Origin of the sequence: Microcoleus sp. S36a_B3, assembly GCF_036700745.1 — a bacterium.
Classification (GTDB): domain Bacteria; phylum Cyanobacteriota; class Cyanobacteriia; order Cyanobacteriales; family Microcoleaceae; genus Microcoleus.
Genome location: NZ_JAUBPN010000011.1, coordinates 174,938 through 194,372 on the forward strand (window position 1 = coordinate 174,938; position 19,435 = coordinate 194,372).

Below are 19,435 nucleotides of genomic sequence, written 5' to 3' on the forward strand. Positions count from 1 at the left end.
TTTTTATGGCTGAGGAACGGATTTTACCAGTTTTTGACGCACAGAGCGTAACTATTTCTCGCGAAGAGGGCTTGATGCTCTACGAGGATATGGTTTTGGGGCGTTTGTTTGAAGACAAGTGTGCTGAGATGTACTACCGGGGCAAAATGTTTGGTTTTGTCCACTTGTACAACGGCCAGGAAGCGGTGTCTACTGGCGTGATTCGATCAATGCGCCGCGATAGTACGGATTACGTCAGCAGCACCTACCGCGATCACGTTCACGCTTTGAGCGCGGGCGTACCAGCGCGGGAAGTGATGGCGGAGTTGTTCGGGAAGGAAACCGGTTGCTCGAAGGGCCGGGGCGGTTCGATGCATATGTTTTCGGCCGAACACCGGCTGTTGGGAGGCTATGCTTTTGTGGCTGAGGGGATTCCGGTAGCTACGGGGGCGGCTTTTCAATCGAAGTACCGGCGCGAAGCTTTGGGCGATGAGAGTTCCGATGGCGTAACTGCTTGTTTTTTTGGCGATGGTGCTGCAAATAACGGGCAATTTTTTGAATGTTTGAATATGGCTGCTTTGTGGAAGTTGCCGATTCTTTATGTTGTGGAAAACAACAAATGGGCGATCGGTATGGCCCACGAGCGAGCCACTTCTGACCCCTTGATTTACAAAAAAGCTCATGCTTTTGGCATGGCTGGATTCGAGGTTGACGGGATGGATGTTTTGGCGGTGCGGGAAGTCGCCAAGGAAGCTGTAGCGCGGGCGCGGGCTGGCGAAGGCCCGACTTTGATCGAGGCTTTGACTTATCGCTTTCGGGGTCATTCCTTGGCCGATCCTGATGAGTTGCGCTCTAAGGAAGAGAAGGAATATTGGTTCCCGCGCGATCCGATTAAGAAGTTGGCTGCTGATTTGATCGATCGCACTTTGGCTACTGCTGAAGAATTAAAAGCGATCGACAAAAAGATCGAAGCTGTAATTGATGATGCGGTAGATTTTGCCGAGAAGAGTCCCGAACCCGACCCGAGCGAATTGTATCGGTATATCTATGCTGAAGATTAGTAGTTAGTTCGCGATAATTTGCGTTGAATTGCAGCCGCAGGTGTTAACCTGTGGCTGCCCGCATTTCAAGCTATAATCGAAGGTAGACTTTCTGTAGAAAAAGAGAGGCGCTATGATAAATATCGATCGCAATTGGAGTCAAATCACCAAAAATATGGGTGCAGTTCGAGTCAAGGTCAAGCTAACGAATGCCATTGATGAAGGCTTAGTGAGTCGAGGATTACTCAAACCAAATCTTGTGCGAGTGTACGAAGCAGAAGCACTGATAGATACTGGTGCAGTACGCACAGCAATTCCTGTAGAAGTTTGCGAACACCTTGGTTTGAGAATTCGGAGTCAGGAAATAGCAAAATATGCTGATGGCAGACAAGAAACAGTAGGATTGACTGGGCCTATGATTATTGAAATGGCAGGGCGGGAGACGATCGAGGCCGCAATGGTTTTAGGCGATATCGTGCTGATAGGTCAAACTGTCTTAGAAACTTTAGACTTGCTGGTAGATTGCAAAAATCAGCGTTTAGTTCCAAATCCCGAAAATCCCGAAAGAGCTGTGTTGAGAGTATAAAAACCATATTCATGACACCTCATAAACCCGGTTTTTTCATAGATATATGACAATCTTAAGTGAACCGTATTGGTTCGTCGTGAGGACTTCACTTCTTCTGAAAAAAGGTTCGTAGTAAGGATTTTAGGATCGACAACTTAATAACTTAAATACCTCCTACAGTTCTCTCTACTGTAAGTTGCCTTCCTCAAAGGAGGCAGAGCCTCCGCACCTGCATTACTAGGCAGAGCGAAAGTAACGAGCAAGGTTCCCCCTGGGACTTTAGTTTTTCTTAAAAAAGTGTTTAATAAAGAAGAACTAAAGTCATCACTACAAACTAAATTGAGCGAGGTTATTAATAGAGATTGACAGATACGGCTTGCAATTCTTGAGCTTTTTCTTCCGGTAAAGCATCGTTGACAAACATTCCCGCTGCGAGTTCGGTTCCCGCTAGGTATTTGAGCCGATCGCGCGATCGATAGGGCGGATAAAACTCAGCGTGCAAATGTGCCTCTGGGTGAGGCTTTCCGTCTGTGGGCGCTTGAAACCAAGCCATCAAATAAGGAAATGGGCGGTGCCACAAACCATCATATTTAAGGGCGACTGTTTTTAAGGCCTTGGCAAGTCCTTGACGCTGTTTTTCGGTAAGATCGATAAATGTGGCAACCGGTGCGATCGGCGCAATCCACACTTCGTAAGGGTAGCGGGCGCAAGCGGGCACAAAGGCGATCGCATATTCATCTAAATACAGAATTCGCTGTTTGTCTGAAATTTCCTTTTGAATCAAATCTTGCAGCAAACCGCTGCTGTTTTTTTGATAGTAAACCGACTGACATTCTAACATCCGCGCCGGCACCGGTGGCACGAACGGATAAGCATAAATTTGACCGTGGGGGTGGTGCAAAGTTACTCCAACTTCTACGCCGCGATTTTCAAAAGGCAAGACATATTGAATTTCGGGATTGCTGCCAATCACTGAAGTGCGATCTGCCCACACTTCTAACAACAATTCTAAGTGGCTTAATTCCAAAGAACCCAACGAAGCCAGCGGATCTTGAGTAAAAACGACAACTTCACAAACGCCGTTAGCCGGCGCAGTTTCCACAATATGTGTAGGCGCATTATTTACCTGGAAACTCATCGATGGAAAGCGGTTGTCAAAAACAGCTATATCGTAATTTCCTCGTGGCAATTCTGTCGGAAATCTGGGATTAATTGTAGCAGCCAGCGGGTTATATTCCGGCGGTGGCATGAAAGTTCTTTCCTGACGGTGGCTGGCATATGCTACCCATTCCCCCCGCAAGGGATGCCAGCGAAAGTGCGGGTTTGCTTTTACAGGTTCATTGCTGGGACTTACGGCGGCGATGCCTTTTGGAATTGGGTAGCGGCTGTACAGTGCGATCGGGCGGCCGTCGGGTTTTCGCAATGTTTGGCGGTACATTTTTTGTGGGCGATCGAGCATTTTTAATATATTTTATTCCTAAGTTTCCTCAAATGTGTTAAAAATGACCGGGCTTGCTCGCGATCGGCTTACAGGCCCGTTAAAAAAACTGTCGGAACTTTTGATGACTGTTAATTAATGGGATATGGCTAGTATTCAGAGGGCGGTATAGCGGTTCGATCGCGTGGTGAGGTATGCCCTATGCCCTATGCCCTATCCCCTATCCCCTATCCCGGATAGTACCTCAGATGAGAGATCGAAAGGCTATATCTCTGCGATATGCCCTGTAAAAACTGCTTTCTTTGTACTTTTATTTTGTCGATTTTTGCGCCTTGTTTTCGGGTTCTACTGATTGCAAAGCTCCGTCGAGAATTGTCCGCGCTTCCTCAGCTTGGCTCCTAGCTTCTCGATAGCGGACGTTAGCTTGAGCGAAGGTTTTGAGAACTTTGAAACCGTCTTTGAGACGACCAATTTCTTCTGCCGTCACAGACTCATCTGTAAACAAAATGTCGATCGCCTCCCGGATTTTGAGTGCTTCTTCGCGGGATTCCATGACTTTCAATTTGAGACTTGCCAAATTGCTCAAAATCTGCACCGCTTCAGTAATTGCGTCTTCGCCATCCGACGCGGCATCTTCGATCTCCTTAACTTCAACAAACTGCTTGGGCCCAAATCCTTCTGCGAGCTCCGTAGGTAGCTGACCTTCATCCATCAGCAGCATCAGCTTATCCATCGCTTGTTCGCGGGCTTTGACTGAATCTTTCCCTCTGACAGTTAAAATAATTTCGGGGCTTTGAGGGAGTGTATAGCGAACCATATTTTGACCACAAGTGTGCGACAACAATTGAATGATATTTTATCTTTATTCGATCGCCTGTTGCAGCGATCGTTCCGCTCCTTTCCCCACCGCTGGCCCAAATTTGACGCCCTTAAAATGGATACAAGCCCCCAATTTAAGTCATGGAGAAAGAAAATTTTTCGCTCCAGCTTGAAGATTCCAGATTCAGCGGGAGAGCAAATCTTAAATCTTCAACGCCCCAATCTAAAATCGACTGACATCGTTTCCGGTTGCATCGGAATCATAAAATCGAGTCAAAAGTTAACAGTCAACAATCAACAGTCAACAGCCAACAGTCATCAGTCAACAGCCAACAGTCAACAGCCAACAGTCAACAGTCAACAGTCAACAGTCAACAGTTGACACATATACACTCAAAAGGAACTATTGACCATGAAAGATAAAATTCTTAACTTTATCAACTTGATTTTAGTAGCTGATGTGTTTTTCGTCTTTGCTATTTTTGGGTGGTTTGCGATCGCCGTAGTTGGGCGATCGACCGGAGTGAATCTCGGTTTCGATTTGTGGTACAGTCTCTGGCAGCCCGTATTCAATCCCGCCCTCGGAATTCTCATGGGCGGTGCAATTCTCAGCGGTATCATTAACCAAGTTTCTAAACGCCTCAATCCCAAGTAAAATTTATATTGTATTTGAGACGGTGATTTGGGAGGCTAGAGCCGCTAAATTAGGTCGCAAATAAGGATTGGACGATCGGGATCTAAAAAAATCAACCCATGTTCTGAGTAACAAAAGTCTGGCATAAATTATGGGAGAACAAAAGTGTATCGGCATTCTCACTAGCGGAGGTGACTGTGCAGGCTTAAATGCCGTGATACGAGCCGTTGTGTACCGCGCAACGGGAACTTACAATTGGAAAGTAATGGGGATTCGTCAAGCCACCAACGGATTGATGAGTCGTCCCCCGGAAGCAATTCCTTTGAATATTGAGAAAGTAGACTCTTGGCTCACCATTGGCGGTACAATGCTGGGCACAACAAATAAGGGCAACCCTTTTGCTTTCCCGATGGCTGACGGGACTCTGCGCGATCGCTCCGATGATATTATTCAAGGCTATCATCAACTCGGTCTGGATGCCTTAATTGGCATAGGTGGCGATGGTAGTCTCGCCATTCTCAGAAAGATTGCTCTAGAAGGTAATTTGAATTTAGTTGCTATTCCTAAAACTATTGATAATGATGTCGGAATTACCGAGCGAGCGATCGGTTTTGATACTGCTGTCAATATTGCCACAGAAGCACTAGACCGCTTGCATTTTACTGCGGCAAGTCACAGCCGCGTGATCATTGTTGAAGTCATGGGACGCGATGCCGGACATATTGCAATTAGTGCCGGAATAGCTGGGGGAGCTGATATAATTCTGATTCCCGAAATTCCTTACAAAATTTCTGAAATCTGTGCCAAAATCCAAGAACGCCAACAACGCGGAAAAAACTACTGTTTAGTTGTAGTAGCGGAGGCAGTTCGCACAGAAGCAGGCGAATTAGTAATGCACACAAATCGCTTGGGTCAAAGTCGATTAGGCGGAATCGGTCAGTATTTAGCTGATACAATTTCGGAATGTAGCGGTGCAGAAACCCGCGTCACAGTTTTGGGACACACTCAACGCGGGGGAACGCCTTCTTCGTTAGAAAGATTAATTGCTTCTGCTTTTGGGGTTGCAGCAGTTGATTTAATTGCCGAAGAGAAATACGACTGCATGGTATCTTGGCAGCAGCGAGAAGTTGTCAGCGTTCCGTTGGAAGATGCGATTTCCAAATACAGACCGGTAGACTTCAACGGTACTCTGGTTAAAACGGCTCGCGGTTTGGGAATTTGTTTGGGAGATTAGACAATTATTTGTCCTAGTTCTCAAACAATAACAAGAAGCAAAGAAACCGGGTTTTTTAGTAATAGAAGGTTTTTGGCTAGTATTTAGTTAAAAAACCCGGTTTCTGGCCCCATGTTTTTCACTTTCGCATCAGAAAACCATCGGTGTGTATCTGTGTAGTTCGACTTGACAACTGCGATCGATCCTGTGATTTATGCTGAAAGTAGATTTGGCACTTGTCCAAAAACTTGAGGGTGTAATCCGCACCGGTATCCCGCCTGCCAGTTTCGATATCCCAGAGGTACGATGGAATATAGGGACAAAGACCAAGCCCGTTAAGGTTAAGCTTGGCAATAATACCCACAGGAAGGTAACAATGACACTTAACTTGCGGCGACCGATTTTGATAGGCGGAATAGGACTTTCAGCGGCGCTGTGGCTACTGGAAACTCTACAGTATTCGGGTTCAGAAATGGGCGAAACGGCACTCATCGGCTTGGCGGCCGCCGGTGCGGGTTATTGGTGGTGGAAGCAACAATCCCCCAAACTCGAACTCGCACTGTCGGAACCTCTGGTCAACCGGGAAGCAGCCGAAAAAGCGATCGCCACGGCATCCGCCGCCATTAACTTGCTAGCTCAGGAAGCTCAAAACTCGGCAAATCCGGCTAATCTAACAGCAAAGCTCGATCGGCTCAAAGCGGAATTAGACAGACAAGACTTGCGGATTACCGTAAGCGGCGGCAAAGCTGTCGGCAAAACTGCCTTAATTCAAGTTTTAAATTCTAATTGGGCATCACAACAACCGTCAAAGCAGATTTTCTCAGAAACAGCACCGCTGTTTACCAATACAACAAATGTCGATGCTAAAATCAGCGGTGATTTAGTGTTGTTTGTGACAGCGGGCGACATTACGGATTCTGAATTTAAAACATTATCTCAGCTAGCTTCCGCAGGTCAGCGCGTGCTGCTAGTCTGGAACAAACTAGACCAATATTTGCCAACGCAGCAGTCGCAAGTTTTGCAGCAGTTGCACCAAAGAATGCAAGGAATATTGGGAACAGAAGATATAATTGCGATCGCAGCTTCCCCAAATTCTATTAAAGTGCGGCAGCACCAAGCAGACGGCACTGTTAAAGAACGGATCGAAAATCAAGTTTCTCAACTCGAACCGCTGACAGCAAGATTGACTCAAATCGTAACCGAAGAACGGCAACAGTTGGTCTGGGCGAGTGCGTTGCGCGAAGCTGCAACTATTAAATTAGAAGCAAAAACCTTATTAAATGCAGTCAGGCGCGATCGATCGATTCCCATCATCGAACAATATCAGTACATCGCCGCCGCCGCCGTTTTTGCTAACCCAGTTCCCGCCTTAGACTTGCTAGCAACAACCGCCATCAGCACCCAACTCGTCATCGACCTCGGCGCTATCTACCAGCAAAAATTCTCCTTAGACCAAGCTAAAACAGTAGCGGGAACTTTAGCAACCCAAATGTTCAAACTGGGATTAGTAGAACTGTCTACCCAAACTATTACTGGACTGCTGAAAAGCAATGCCGTCACCTATGCAGCAGGAGGCGCGGTGCAGGGAATTAGTGCAGCCTACTTTACCAGAATAGCCGGACTGAGTTTGATTGAATATTTCTCAACTCAAGAATTGGAAAATGCTAAAGGCATCTTCAATCTTACGGAACTGACGAAAACTTTGCAAGCAGTATTTATGCAAAATCAGCAAGTTTCCTTCTTGCAAGGTTTCATCAATCAAGTGGCGAGTCGTCTCGCGCCTCAGACATCAGGAACCCCGGCTGTTAACTCAGCCGCAAATTAAAACCCTGTAGGGTGTGCACCGCGCACCGGTTTTGGCGGCCGTGCAATGCCAGCTCTGTCTGGCATGGTAAATTTGAATAGGAGAAACAGCAGAAACTCGCTATTTCTCCTTGTATTTTTCAGACATCAAGTGGGGCGGGGCGGATTTATTGAGGTTATTGGTTGGCGGTCAAATAGTGTATGTCTAATTATATAAAAATTATGAAAAATGTCAAAAATATTTATGACCAATTGTACAGAAAAATTGGTCTGAGATTGTCTGAAACTAAACTGTGGGATATGGGTGTATTTTTTGCGTTATGGGCTTGGGTAATTTATGGATATTTGTCTCCTAAAAGTCCCTATAATTTGTCTAAATACTACAAAAAGAAACGTCCAGATATCTTAACCTTTCAAGTGTTTTGTCCGACACAAATTCCGCAAAAATTCCATCGTATCAGCATCATGGAAGAACATTCTTTTCAAAGTATATTTCTAGATCCTGGTAACTTGATTCGCTTCCCAATTTTCTGTTTTAATGACAAAGTAGTTTCTCGATCTTTGGCTGGTCGAATTATTCCACAATTATTAGATATGGGTCTGCCGATTAATCCCAGCGAGCGCGCCAAATTAGAAATCAAAACTTTTCATGACGATGTATCCAGAAGCAACTGGACAATCTATGTAGAACCCTCTGAGTTTAGTCGAGTAGAATATCAGCAAATGCTCTGTTGTTATGAAGCACATCGTGAGGAAATAGATTCTAAACTAAAAACTTCTAAAGTTATTCCGTGGTGGAGTCCGAAATCAAAATATCCCAAAAGCTTTGAATTTGATTATCGTGCCAAACGTATTACTCGCATTGTCTATGGAGCCATGCCTCAACCTCAAGTATTCTCACCTCAAAAAATTTCTACTGGCTGCGTAGTAGATGGCAACCGGATGCAGATTTCTAATGAAACTTTGACCGTTTACCCGAATGGGCAATGGCAGATTCATATTCGACGAAAACTTGGCAAAAACCCGTGGAATGATTATACAATGGGTCAAGGAAAGGTAACATTTGTCGATCCAGTTCTAGTATTTGATGTTGACTCGCTGCATTTTTATGATGTAGACATTAAAGATATCAGCGTTCGCGAATATTTTGATTCTTTTGCTGATAGTGAGGGTAAGAAATTGACGGATTTTTATCAACTTGGCAAGATTCCATCTAAATTCAAACCACACGTATACGGTAGCTAAATTGTTTAAAAAAATACTAAGAATTTATTTTACACTTGACAAATTGATAAGACTTGGGGTAAATTTAATTCAAGTATTTTATTGAAACAGTTTGTTAAACCGATCGGTTTTTTGAGATTGACCTAAATATTGTCTGGTTTTCTATTTTTGCTGGTTCAGATTCCAGTTACTTTTTGCAGAAGTGCGATCGCACTTTTATGCACACACTGTCCAGAATATTGTTAACAAAACTTACGCCAGCGGGGTCACAAACCCGGTTTCTGCATCAAGCATCTCTCGGATATATCGACGATTTTTCAGAGAAACCGGGTTTTTTGCGTAAGTTTTAGTTAAGAGGACTTTCGCTTTGAGGCAGAAACTTAAGTCACTGCCGGAATCCGAGTTTGATGAGGTTGTTGACGCGGCTTTGTCCTGTTTCTACCTAACTCCCCAATAAAAAAATAAAAATTTATCAAAAATTGTATTAAAATAAGAAATAGAATGTTATATTTCGACGCTCAATTACATTGCTTTAAAAAGCCGATCGCCAATGGCTGACAATTCCATCCAAGAAAATCGCTTGTCCCTAGCCCGTGCCAGTTTGCGTGAAGCCCTCGCGCGGTATTCTCACTTGCGCCAAGGCAAAAAAAACTCGAACAATACAGAATTAGAAGCGGCGCTGCAAACTCAGTTAGATATCTTAAGTTACACCTCAGAAAAGCTCGATCGCAATGTGATTCGCATTGCCACTTTCGGCATGGTCAGCCGTGGCAAATCAGCGGTATTAAACGCGCTTCTGGGTCAAAAAATCTTGCAAACAGGCCCTCTCAACGGCGTTACTCAGTGGCCGCGTTCCGTGCGCTGGAGCGTGCCTTTGCCCCTCCTTGACAGTGTAGAACCCCCCCAACCCCCCCTTGGTAAGGGGGGGCTTATGGAACCGCCCCTCAGTCAGGGCGGGCCTATGGAAACGCCTAGTAAGGGGGGACAAGGGGGGATTCAAGTAGAGTTAATTGATACTCCCGGAATTGATGAAGTTGGCGGCGAAGTGCGCGGCGATATGGCAAAACAAGTCACTCGCCAAGCTGACTTAATTCTGTTTGTCGTGGCGGGCGATATCACCCGCACTGAATATCAAGCTTTGTGCGAATTGCAAACAGCTCAAAAACCGCTAATTTTAGTTTTTAATAAAATTGACCTGTATCCAGAATTAGACAGAAAAGCTATTTACCAAAGTTTGCAATCACTGGGAAGTTCTGAAGGTTTAGCAGCAGATTCGGTAGCAGATGCCACAGATACGGAAATTTCGGACGATCGACCAAACAACTCTGCCGATCAATCTACACCAAAATCCGCTCCTAAAATTGCTAAATCTTTAGAAATAGTCATGGTAGCCGCCGAACCCGCACCGGTGCAAGTGCGCGTCGAATGGTCAGATGGAAGTGTTACCCACGAATGGGAGTCGCCTCCCCCCCAGATAGACCAACTCAAGCACAAGATTTTGACAATTCTTAACAGAGAAGGGCGATCGCTCCTCGCTCTCAATGCTTTAGTAGAAGCTAGAGATGCCGAAGCAAACATTGCTCGTCAAGTTCTCAAATTGCGGCAAACAGAAGCCGACGATTTAATCTGGCAATTTGCCAAATATAAAGCTTTGGCTGTGGGGATAAATCCCATTGCTTTCCTAGATGTCATGGGAGCAACCGTCGCAGATTTAGCCTTGATTCGCTCCTTATCCAGACTTTACGGTTTACCCATGACTGGTTACGAAGCCGGGAAACTTTGGCAGACTATTTTCTCTAGCGCAGGCGGCGTACTTTTGGGAGAATTAGGTAGCAGTTTCCTCTTGGGATTTGGCAAAAGTGCCGCTGCTGCTGCTCCACAAATCGGTTTTTCTACTTTTGCCGGAGTCGCTGTCACTCAAGCTAGTTTAGCAGCTTACGGAACCTACGCCGTCGGTCGCGCAGCCCAAGTTTATTTAGAAAAAGGCTGCACTTGGGGTCCTCTGGGACAAGATACGGTAATTCAAGAAATTCTCGCCACCATCGAGCGCAATACAATTATCGATCGCCTCCAGCAAGAATTTAAAATATGACACAAACAACAGCCATTACTGAAATCATCCAAACTTTAGCAGATGTTGAATCTCGATTCAATATTACGCGAACAGAAGCCGAGGGATTTTTCCCAGAATGGTATACAGATTTAGCCGAAATTACAGAAGCCGATCGAGCCGCGCTCAATTCGATCCGGCGACGATATCTCTACCATCTAAATGATGGAAGCCTTACAGAAGGAACCGTCACGCTAATCATGGGTTCGCCTCTCTTGGAACGAGCGGGTTTTTACGATTCACCTTTTAAAATGACTGCTGAAAAATCTGTCAGAATTGTTTTAGATGAGCAGGATGAAGAAATAGAAACTCTCAAAGGACGGATTGATGTTTTAGTGATGCAGAATCAGTTTTGGGTGACACTCTTAGAGTCGAAGCGCACCACCATCTCAGTAATGTCTGCGCTTCCCCAAACACTAGCATACATGACAGCCAATCCCCGGAAGGATAGACCGAGTTTTGCTGCGATGACAAATGGCAGTGAAATTGTATTCGTCAAGCTAGACTTTCAGAATCCACCTCAATATGACTTATCAAGAATATTTTCACCGCTTCCTCTAACCAACGAACTTTATACAGTGCTTCAAATCTTCATAAAAATTGGTCAACTGATTGCTCAGCCTTAAAAATATATAGCATTTCTCCGTTGACTAGGATGCGTCAGAACTGACGCACCCTACAACTAAAATCTAAAATCGTATTACCTTCCCGCGATTCTCACACCTTCCCTAAAATGGGCGATCGTGGCAATTACCGCTATAGAAAAGTAAAATAGTCTGATCAGCCAAAAACAAATCCGCATTGACCAGGTAACAATGGTAGGAGCAACACCTGTTAACTGCACAAATCTGGAATTAACTTTTTTTTCAAAGCTGTCTAAGTCTTTCATCTCCGATTGTTTGGTCGGAATTACCGGAAACTGACCAGTATATACGTAATAACCGAGAAAACCTTGCAATCCTACTTTTCTCTGCAAAAAAGAGTTAGTTAATGTTGCTGTTTCTGCAGGCAATAAGTTATCCGATTCTCCGACTTTTTCTAACCAAGAATTGTATCTAATTACTGGCGTAATCATGAAAACTAAGGGAACTACAACTATTAATAATGCTGCACTAATTTTGCGACCGTATTGAGGAATTAAAAGTTTTGTAGCAACCCCAAATCCCATGCCGATAAAAGCAAATATTAAAATATTTAACAGTTCAATAATTTCGATGCCTCTCAACAAATCACCGATAATCAGAATTGTATATAATAATTTGTCCGCTAGCAGCAGGGCTGCGAATTTGATCAGAATTGAAACGCCTACAATAGTAGCTGCAATCGCTAAATACCCGATGCCCCCTAGAATGTACAGAAAAATTGAACCGGCTTGTTTTAATGGCTGCATGGAATTATTCACTCTTGTGAAAGTTTAGGAGTCTGATTGACAAAACAATTTCAAATTTTAGATAAGTTTTGCTCTCCAAATTTGACTTTTAAAATTGATTAGCTCGATCGGTTGAAGTCAATCTAAAATCTAAAATCTAAAATCGATTGACAAGTTCCCGCGCTGCCGCTTTTGCGATTTGTGCGATGCTTTCCTTGACAGCACTTTCTTCGATCGCCCCTGGCTCTGGTTCCTCTTGGCGATCGATCCCCAACCATAAAAGATACTCGATATTACCGGCCGGGCCAAGTAAAGGCGACCACGTTAAACCCCGTTGCTGCCATCCTAAAGCTGTGGCTGCTTTCCACACTTGAAAAATCGCATCGGCTTGAGTTGCTGAGTCTCGCACTACGCCTTTTTTCCCGACACGATCGCGCCCAACTTCAAACTGCGGCTTTACCAACAATACCGCTTCTCGCGGCGGTGCCAACAATTCCCACAGCGCCGGTAAAATCTTATCTAGGGAAATAAACGACACATCGACTACCGCCAAATCGGCTCGCGGTGAGTCGCCGTAAAGCTCAGCAGCAGTCATGTAACGCAAATTGGTGCGTTCTTTCAAAATTACCCTCGGATCGTTCCGCAAGCCCCAGTCAGCTTGACCGTAGCCAACATCTATGCCGTAGACGAGGGCTGCACCGGCTTGCAGCAGACAGTCGGTAAAGCCGCCTGTGGAAATGCCGCCGTCGAGACAAATTCTGCCCGCTACGGGAATCGCAAACACTTCTAAAGCTTTGGCTAGTTTGTCGCCGCCTCTGGAAACGTAGCGCGATCGCTCTTTAATCTTAATTTTTGCTGCAATGTCAACCTCAGTGCCCGGTTTGTCAACTACCTGTTGGTCGATCGAGACTTTCCCCGTCCGAATCAAGGCCTGAGCTTGCTGTCGGGAAGCGCACAAATTTAGGTCTACTAATAAAGTGTCTATTCGTTGTTTAGCCAAGGTTTTTAATCTGTACGCCACCGTTGTTGACAGTAACCAGATTACCACTTACGCAAAAACCCGACTGCGGATTTTTGGCGATTATTTTGCTTTTCCCAGCAGAAGTACCGCCACGAGCCCGCTGCCATTTTTTCCGCGCTTGAGAGAGCTGCGGGGGCGATACCCCTCACCTCGTATTGTGTGACACAGATCGCTCTGTGTGTGTAGTTTTATCACAGTTCGACAATTCTTAGAATCACACAAAAACTTTGGCTAGTAGCGGATTATGTAAATACAGGGGAATGCGCCACACACACAATCAGGGCGATCGAGCATGAAAACAATGAACTTTCCTATCAAAAATCCGACTATTTGTCAAGAAAACCCCTTAGCCTTCGTCAGCGGCAACATCATCCACATTCTTTATCCCAACGGCGAAGTAGAAGTAACAACAACCGAGCAAATCGATCGCCGCCAAACCAAAAATCCCCTCGACAAATGCCTCGTCTGGGGATGTGTTGGCGACTTTTAACCAATAAAAAAGATCGCTTAGAGGCTGTGATGCCAAAAAAGCGATCGAGAGGGTGCTACCTACAAGCTACAAAAGCAATTTTCTGCTAAAAGAAAGAGCTTGCTTGACTTAAATATCTTGTTCGCTCAATTCGCGAATCATGTAATCAAAAGGTTGCTCCAGGAAAGGCCCCACAGACAAGCCTGCAGCTTCCACCTCAGCCTTAACCATCTCCTTCATAATGCCAATCCCCATCACCGTAGGGCCAATGGGAACGCTCAGAGAATTGTAAGTTTCCCGCAAACCTTGCAGCACGCGCTCGTCGAGCACATCCGTACTTCCAGCAACCAGGGCGTAAGTAGCATAGCGCAAGTAATAGTCCATGTCCCGCAGACAAGCCGCGTAACGGCGAGTCGTGTAGGCATTTCCACCGGGACGGATCAGTTCCGGCTGTTCGGCAAATAGCTGGATACCAGCTTGCTTGACAATTGACGCAGCATTGCTGTTGATTGCCGCTGCAGCCTGTACCCGTGCTGTGCCGGTTGCAAAATAAGATTTCAACCGATCGATACCATCCCGGTCTAAATACCTGCCAGCAACATCATAATTTTCAATCAGACTCGTCACTGCATCGCGCATTAGTTTGTCTCCCAAAAATCTTTATCAATACTTTGCTATCTGAGATAGACCGCCTATTGTAGACTACTACAAATCGGCCTTTGATTAAGATTTGAGATAGGATTTGCACGATCGGCAGTCAATCCCCGACCAATAGCCGCAAAATTCTGCCGTTCGTTTTGTATAAACAGCCGAAACACAGACCAAATAAGAATCACAAACTACCCAACCGCGATCGGCTCAATTTTGAATTATTGTATCTTTTGCTACAAAAAATTGATAGCTGAAGGCCTACGATCGCCCAAACAGTCTGAAATCTGCCGTTAGCGAAGCTTGCAGAAGAGAATCGCCCGCAACCACACCAATATCAGGAGTAAGTGATGTTCCAGACACCCCAAGAAGCCCTAAACTACATAAAAGAAAATAAAATCCAGATCGTTGACCTAAAATTCATCGATATGCCGGGGATCTGGCAACACCTTTCCCTGTACCACGACCAAATCGACGAAACCGCCTTCACAGACGGCATACCCTTCGACGGTTCCAGCATTCGGGGCTGGAAAGCCATCAACGAATCAGACATGACGATGGTCATCGATCCGACCACCGCTTGGATCGACCCGTTCATGGCAGAACCCACCATCAGCTTCATTTGCAGCATCAAAGAGCCCCGCACCGGCGAACCGTACAATCGCTGTCCCCGCACCATAGCTCAAAAAGCCATAGACTACTTACTGACAACCGGTCTCGGCGATACAGCATTCTTCGGCCCGGAAGCAGAATTTTTTATTTTTGACGACGTTCGCTTCGACCAAACCCAAAATTCCGGCTACTATTACGTAGATTCGATCGAAGGTCGCTGGAATTCTGGCAAAGAAGAACCAGGCGGCAACCTCGGCTACAAACCGCGTTACAAAGAAGGTTATTTCCCAGTAGCACCAACCGATACCTCTCAAGACATGAGAACGGAAATGCTGCTGACAATGGCAAAATGCGGCGTACCCATCGAAAAACACCACCACGAAGTCGCCACCGGCGGGCAATGCGAACTCGGTTTCCGCTTTGCCACATTAGTACAAGCCGCCGACTACTTGATGACATACAAATACGTCATCAAAAACGTCGGCAAAAAATACGGCAAAACCATCACCTTCATGCCCAAACCGCTGTTTAACGACAACGGTTCCGGGATGCACGTTCACCAGTCGATTTGGAAAGACGGCAAACCTCTATTTGCAGGCGATCAATATGCAGGTTTCAGTCAAATGGGACTGCATTACATCGGTGGCATTCTCAAGCACGCCCCGGCACTTTTGGCACTCACCAACCCGACGACTAATTCCTACAAGCGTTTAGTTCCAGGCTTTGAAGCGCCTGTAAACCTAGCTTACTCTCAAGGAAATCGATCGGCATCAGTACGGATTCCGTTATCGGGAACCAACCCTAAAGCCAAGCGGTTAGAATTCCGCTGTCCCGATGCCACATCCAACCCCTATTTAGCATTTGCAGCCATGCTGTGCGCCGGCATAGACGGCATCAAAAATCAAATCGATCCAGGTGAACCTTTGGACGTGGATATCTACGACCTTTCGCCGGAAGAATTGAACAAGATTCCTTCGACTCCCGGTTCCTTGGAAGGTGCTTTAGAAGCTTTGGAAAAAGACCATAGTTTCTTAACTGAAACCGGCGTATTTACCGAAGAATTCATCCAAACCTGGATTTCCTACAAACTCGACAACGAAGTCAACCCGATGCGCTTGCGTCCTCACCCCTACGAGTTTGCTCTCTACTACGACTGTTAGATAAGTTAAAAATCACACCTCAAAAAAATTAAAATTATCATTTTTTGAGGTGTGATATCATGTGCAATCGAACGATCGCGATCGGATGAGTTTGTGGTGAGGAATTTAGTCTTGACAATCGAAGGACTACAGTCCTCACTACAAACCACTTTTATTTTGGGCGATCGACCGGACATGATACGATTCTAAAAAAGGTCGCCGTTGCAGGCGATTTTTTTTTATATTAAATCAATCCGAACTCCAATTCCCAATTCCCAATTACCCATTCCCAATTCCCAAATTTTAGAACATCTGTATTAGCGCCCAAACTTTGCCGTTACCGGAAACCATGAGGGCTACGCTGTGAGTGGTAGGCCCCATAGTAGCGTCCGAGACATCCTCTACAGCCCATTTATTTGCTTTCTCATCGACAATAAACAAATCCTCAGCGGTAGTGCCTTCTTGAACCCGATATATCTTATTCAAAATGAAACGCTGTCGCGCCTCAGCTTTTGGTATCCCCGTAACTTCATCAGGATCGACAGAGAGGGCACTGCCTTCTTTTAATGTACCTTTCGAGTTACTTAAATTGCGATCGATCTTTTCTGATATTTGCAGACTGTGAAGCTGCACGCAAGGCTTTGTCTCAGAGATATTTGAGACAGCAGCTAGCGCCCCACTTTTTTCTAAACCGAGAACCGCTGCAAAAGCTGTAAAAATTAACAAAATCTTAAAATTATTCACCGTAATTATCCTTGTTTGTGTGTTAAGTGCTGCTGTCAGTATAAAGTAGCAATTAGCCATTAGCAATTACCAAACGATGTCCGATATTTTTGTGATGGTTCGCAATCAAAATAACGTCGCCATGACTTCAGTTGATGGCATTGCCTTCATTACTTTACTGAATCGGGACGGACGGGTACTCGCCGAGGAAACGGTTGCTTTGATGGAGGCAGATGCGGGATTTGATGACTTGGCACCAGGACAATATACTGTAATAGTTAGGCATGAACAGGTTGAACCACAATCTGCAAAATGGGATGTCACGATTGGCAAAAAAGATCGAGTCATCATACTGATATTTGTTTATCTAGAACCGGAACGGGTACTCCTTCGCATTCTAGCTACTGTTGAAGATAGACTATAACTATGACAGCTAATGTTATTCCATCACAATCAATTAAAATGTTTCGCTATCGAGTGCATTTCTTGGCAAAAGACCTTTGGAAGGAGAAAAACCCAGTTGGTCGAATGAATTTGGCTTTGCAGTTGGCGGATGCGGCGAGTACGCTGGCCAGATTGGAAGTGGAGGAAGCACAAAAATTTCAACAAGAGTCGGCTTCGGTTCTGGTTTCAGACTCAACTGAGACTTGATATCAATTTTGGGAATAGGGCATTGGGAATTGGGGATTGACAACCAACTTCTGCATTGCTTTATTGAATGAGCAAGCCGAAAAATTGCGTTACACTTATATAGGTATCTTTACAAAACAACATAAAATCATGACTGTTGCCTATCCCCGCAAGCTCCGCAACGCAATGGGAGCACGCGAAATTTTAGCTCAAGTGGTGCGCGATCGCGAAATTCACCTGATCACCCTCAACCGCTATCGGTTTAGCGAACAGCGCAGTTGCAAAGACCTCACCGACTTGATCGAGCAGCTAGACGGCGAACCGGCCGAACTTGTGCGCGATCTTTCCCGGCACATCTCCGACGAAGCGCGGCACGCCATGTGGCTGACAGATTTGCTGGTAGACTTGGGCCAGAATGTGGGCAAGCCGCCGGGAGTATCCTACATTGACGAGTTTGAAAGGTTGTTCGACAGCGAGAAACAAGACCCTACCAAAGACCGCGAAGATTTTGTAATTTCTTCCCTAGCGGCGATTAATGTCACCGAGAAGCGGGGATGCGAGTATTTCTCAGCCCACATCCACGCCCTGAAAAAGGCTCCTGAAACCGACGAAAACATCAAAATTCGCGAAACCATCGAAAAGATTTTTCCCGAAGAAGCAGGCCACGTCCGCTGGGGGAATCGCTGGTTGGGCGCAATTGCTGCTAAAAGCCCGGAACACCGCCAGAAGGTGGAACAGGCCAAACGCAAGTATGTGGCGATCGAACAAGCAGCATTTGAATCGGGAATGGATATTATGCTGGGGGCAGAACTCCGCCGCGTCACCCGCTTGGTAGACATTGCCAACACGATGCCGATGTGGGAACGCCCGCAATATTTGATGGAGCGCTTGCCCGCAACTCTGTTGGCCCCCGACTTGCAAATGACTAGAGTCGATGTGGCTCAGCGCGCCTGGAACCGCGACCCGCAGGCATTTGTGGAGAAATTTGTGCCGATGTTCCTCAACGGGATGAAAAACATTGAGAAGAAGCCGGCGGCTAAACCCAAGGCTTAAACATCTAGGGAGGCAAAGCAAGAGTGATATGGGTTCCCAGGCAGAGCCTGGGAACCAGTAATAGACTCGTTCTACTCGTTACCAGGAAAAGCTTGGTGACGCAACATGGGAGGCTCTGACTCCGATGTTTTGTCTGGGAGAAGCCTTTTGGGGAGCGGTTTTTGTCAATAAACCGGGTTGATGAGGGTTTTTGTAAGTGAGTCGTATTTTTGTAAGTCCTAAATAGGAAGTAAACTGATTGTTGGAATAGTTTTTCTTATAAATATTAATCATGACTAACAGCGAACCGAACATACAAACAGCTTCCGCAGAAAGCCAATCTAGTGAAAGCGCGATCGCCGATGCCCAGGTTGAAAAAGCCACAGCAGTAACCTATGCAGAAGAAATTGAGACTGTGATTGCCAGCATGGCTGTAGACCAAAAAGTCATGGTGGGAAAAAATGAAGCTGGCGGGCATCTTTGGAAATTCAAGTACGGCAGCGTCGAAGTATTCGTACAACTCAGCGGCGAAACCGAAGATGATACTTTGACTGTTTGGGCTTTTGTACTGCAGTTGCCGGCAAAGAATGAAGCTCAATTAATGCGGAAAATTCTAGAAATGAATTGGCTGTCTACCTTGGAATCTCATTTTGCGATTGTGGACAATCAAGTTGCAGTAATCTCGACTCGGACGATCGCCGAAATCTCTGCCGGGGAAATTTCTAGAATTATTACTATTGTCGCCACCATCGCCGATGACAACGACGACTTGCTACAAGCAGAATTCGGTCAATAGGGCGCACGACTTTTAAGCCATCGATACTCCGCTAAATTATTGGCAGTTGCGTACCTCACATTTAAGTGGGTGCGTGACTTTTAGCTATTTAGGGTTTGCTGAATAATCGATCGCAAACCAATCACAGGAGCGATCGATATATTCAAGCTTGGTTAATATAAGTTCTTC

The 19,435-nt window shown here is 45.6% G+C and carries 21 protein-coding genes; 15 read left to right on the plus strand and 6 right to left on the minus strand.

Annotation, left to right across the window (positions count from 1 at the left end):
- The first annotated feature begins 5 nt into the window (after positions 1–5).
- The gene (pdhA, locus tag QUA01_RS14565) at positions 6–1,040 is read left to right on the plus strand and encodes a pyruvate dehydrogenase (acetyl-transferring) E1 component subunit alpha (protein WP_333092238.1); all 1,035 of its coding nucleotides are present in this window, start codon (positions 6–8) and stop codon (positions 1,038–1,040) included.
- Positions 1,041–1,152: 112 nt separating this feature from the next.
- A complete protein-coding gene (locus QUA01_RS14570) occupies positions 1,153–1,605 on the plus strand; it encodes a clan AA aspartic protease (RefSeq protein ID WP_333092237.1) in 453 nt (150 codons plus the stop codon).
- A 334-nt stretch (positions 1,606–1,939) separates the two neighbouring features.
- Here the strand turns inward: QUA01_RS14570 and galT are convergent, their stop codons facing one another.
- Both galT and QUA01_RS14580 read right to left on the minus strand, forming a co-directional pair.
- The gene (gene galT, locus QUA01_RS14575; protein WP_333092236.1) at positions 1,940–3,046 is read right to left on the minus strand and encodes a galactose-1-phosphate uridylyltransferase; all 1,107 of its coding nucleotides are present in this window, start codon (positions 3,044–3,046) and stop codon (positions 1,940–1,942) included.
- Between the two features lie 289 nt (positions 3,047–3,335).
- Positions 3,336–3,842, minus strand: a complete 507-nt coding sequence (locus QUA01_RS14580; protein ID WP_333092235.1) for a hypothetical protein — start codon at positions 3,840–3,842, stop codon at positions 3,336–3,338.
- Positions 3,843–3,845: 3 nt separating this feature from the next.
- Between QUA01_RS14580 and QUA01_RS14585 the strand changes: the two genes are divergently transcribed.
- From QUA01_RS14585 to QUA01_RS14615, 7 genes are all read left to right on the plus strand, one after another.
- On the plus strand, positions 3,846–4,226 hold the full coding sequence (locus tag QUA01_RS14585; protein WP_333092234.1) for a hypothetical protein: 381 nt from the start codon (positions 3,846–3,848) through the stop codon (positions 4,224–4,226).
- A gap of 30 nt (positions 4,227–4,256) precedes the next feature.
- Positions 4,257–4,499 carry a hypothetical protein gene (locus QUA01_RS14590; RefSeq protein ID WP_194011923.1) on the plus strand — a complete coding sequence of 81 codons (243 nt, stop codon included), beginning with the start codon at positions 4,257–4,259 and terminating at the stop codon, positions 4,497–4,499.
- Positions 4,500–4,629: 130 nt separating this feature from the next.
- Complete coding sequence (locus tag QUA01_RS14595; RefSeq protein ID WP_333092233.1) at positions 4,630–5,712, plus strand: ATP-dependent 6-phosphofructokinase; 1,083 nt, start codon at positions 4,630–4,632, stop codon at positions 5,710–5,712.
- A gap of 355 nt (positions 5,713–6,067) precedes the next feature.
- On the plus strand, positions 6,068–7,516 hold the full coding sequence (locus QUA01_RS14600) for a YcjF family protein (protein ID WP_333092232.1): 1,449 nt from the start codon (positions 6,068–6,070) through the stop codon (positions 7,514–7,516).
- Positions 7,517–7,695: 179 nt separating this feature from the next.
- A complete protein-coding gene (locus QUA01_RS14605) occupies positions 7,696–8,739 on the plus strand; it encodes a hypothetical protein (RefSeq protein WP_333092231.1) in 1,044 nt (347 codons plus the stop codon).
- Positions 8,740–9,268: 529 nt separating this feature from the next.
- Complete coding sequence (locus QUA01_RS14610) at positions 9,269–10,810, plus strand: GTP-binding protein (RefSeq protein ID WP_333092230.1); 1,542 nt, start codon at positions 9,269–9,271, stop codon at positions 10,808–10,810.
- On the plus strand, positions 10,807–11,454 hold the full coding sequence (locus QUA01_RS14615) for a type I restriction endonuclease subunit R (protein ID WP_333092229.1): 648 nt from the start codon (positions 10,807–10,809) through the stop codon (positions 11,452–11,454). The genes QUA01_RS14610 and QUA01_RS14615 overlap by 4 nt, the downstream gene beginning before the upstream one ends.
- Positions 11,455–11,528: 74 nt before the next feature.
- Here the strand turns inward: QUA01_RS14615 and QUA01_RS14620 are convergent, their stop codons facing one another.
- Positions 11,529–12,218, minus strand: coding sequence for a hypothetical protein (locus QUA01_RS14620; RefSeq protein WP_194066339.1), 690 nt, complete (start codon positions 12,216–12,218; stop codon positions 11,529–11,531).
- 136 nt (positions 12,219–12,354) lie between these two features.
- Positions 12,355–13,197, minus strand: coding sequence for a TlyA family RNA methyltransferase (locus tag QUA01_RS14625; protein WP_333092227.1), 843 nt, complete (start codon positions 13,195–13,197; stop codon positions 12,355–12,357).
- Between the two features lie 322 nt (positions 13,198–13,519).
- On the opposite strand from QUA01_RS14625, the gene QUA01_RS14630 reads away from it, so the two are divergent.
- Complete coding sequence (locus QUA01_RS14630) at positions 13,520–13,708, plus strand: hypothetical protein (protein ID WP_228049782.1); 189 nt, start codon at positions 13,520–13,522, stop codon at positions 13,706–13,708.
- 108 nt (positions 13,709–13,816) lie between these two features.
- Here the strand turns inward: QUA01_RS14630 and apcB are convergent, their stop codons facing one another.
- Entirely contained in the window at positions 13,817–14,326 is a 510-nt protein-coding gene (gene apcB, locus QUA01_RS14635) for an allophycocyanin subunit beta (protein ID WP_194008596.1), read from the minus strand.
- A 359-nt stretch (positions 14,327–14,685) separates the two neighbouring features.
- Between apcB and glnA the strand changes: the two genes are divergently transcribed.
- Entirely contained in the window at positions 14,686–16,107 is a 1,422-nt protein-coding gene (glnA, locus tag QUA01_RS14640; protein WP_194066336.1) for a type I glutamate--ammonia ligase, read from the plus strand.
- A gap of 282 nt (positions 16,108–16,389) precedes the next feature.
- Here the strand turns inward: glnA and QUA01_RS14645 are convergent, their stop codons facing one another.
- Positions 16,390–16,890 carry a hypothetical protein gene (locus QUA01_RS14645; protein ID WP_333092226.1) on the minus strand — a complete coding sequence of 167 codons (501 nt, stop codon included), beginning with the start codon at positions 16,888–16,890 and terminating at the stop codon, positions 16,390–16,392.
- Between the two features lie 16 nt (positions 16,891–16,906).
- On the opposite strand from QUA01_RS14645, the gene QUA01_RS14650 reads away from it, so the two are divergent.
- From QUA01_RS14650 to QUA01_RS14665, 4 genes are all read left to right on the plus strand, one after another.
- Positions 16,907–17,233: a hypothetical protein gene (locus QUA01_RS14650; protein WP_333092225.1), complete on the plus strand. Its 327-nt coding sequence runs from the start codon at positions 16,907–16,909 to the stop codon at positions 17,231–17,233.
- Between the two features lie 2 nt (positions 17,234–17,235).
- Complete coding sequence (locus QUA01_RS14655) at positions 17,236–17,460, plus strand: hypothetical protein (protein WP_194008599.1); 225 nt, start codon at positions 17,236–17,238, stop codon at positions 17,458–17,460.
- A gap of 36 nt (positions 17,461–17,496) precedes the next feature.
- Positions 17,497–18,492 (plus strand): ferritin-like domain-containing protein, encoded by a 996-nt coding sequence (locus QUA01_RS14660; protein WP_333092223.1) that lies wholly within the window; start codon positions 17,497–17,499, stop codon positions 18,490–18,492.
- A gap of 271 nt (positions 18,493–18,763) precedes the next feature.
- Entirely contained in the window at positions 18,764–19,267 is a 504-nt protein-coding gene (locus tag QUA01_RS14665) for a YbjN domain-containing protein (RefSeq protein ID WP_194008600.1), read from the plus strand.
- Positions 19,268–19,435 lie beyond the last annotated feature (168 nt).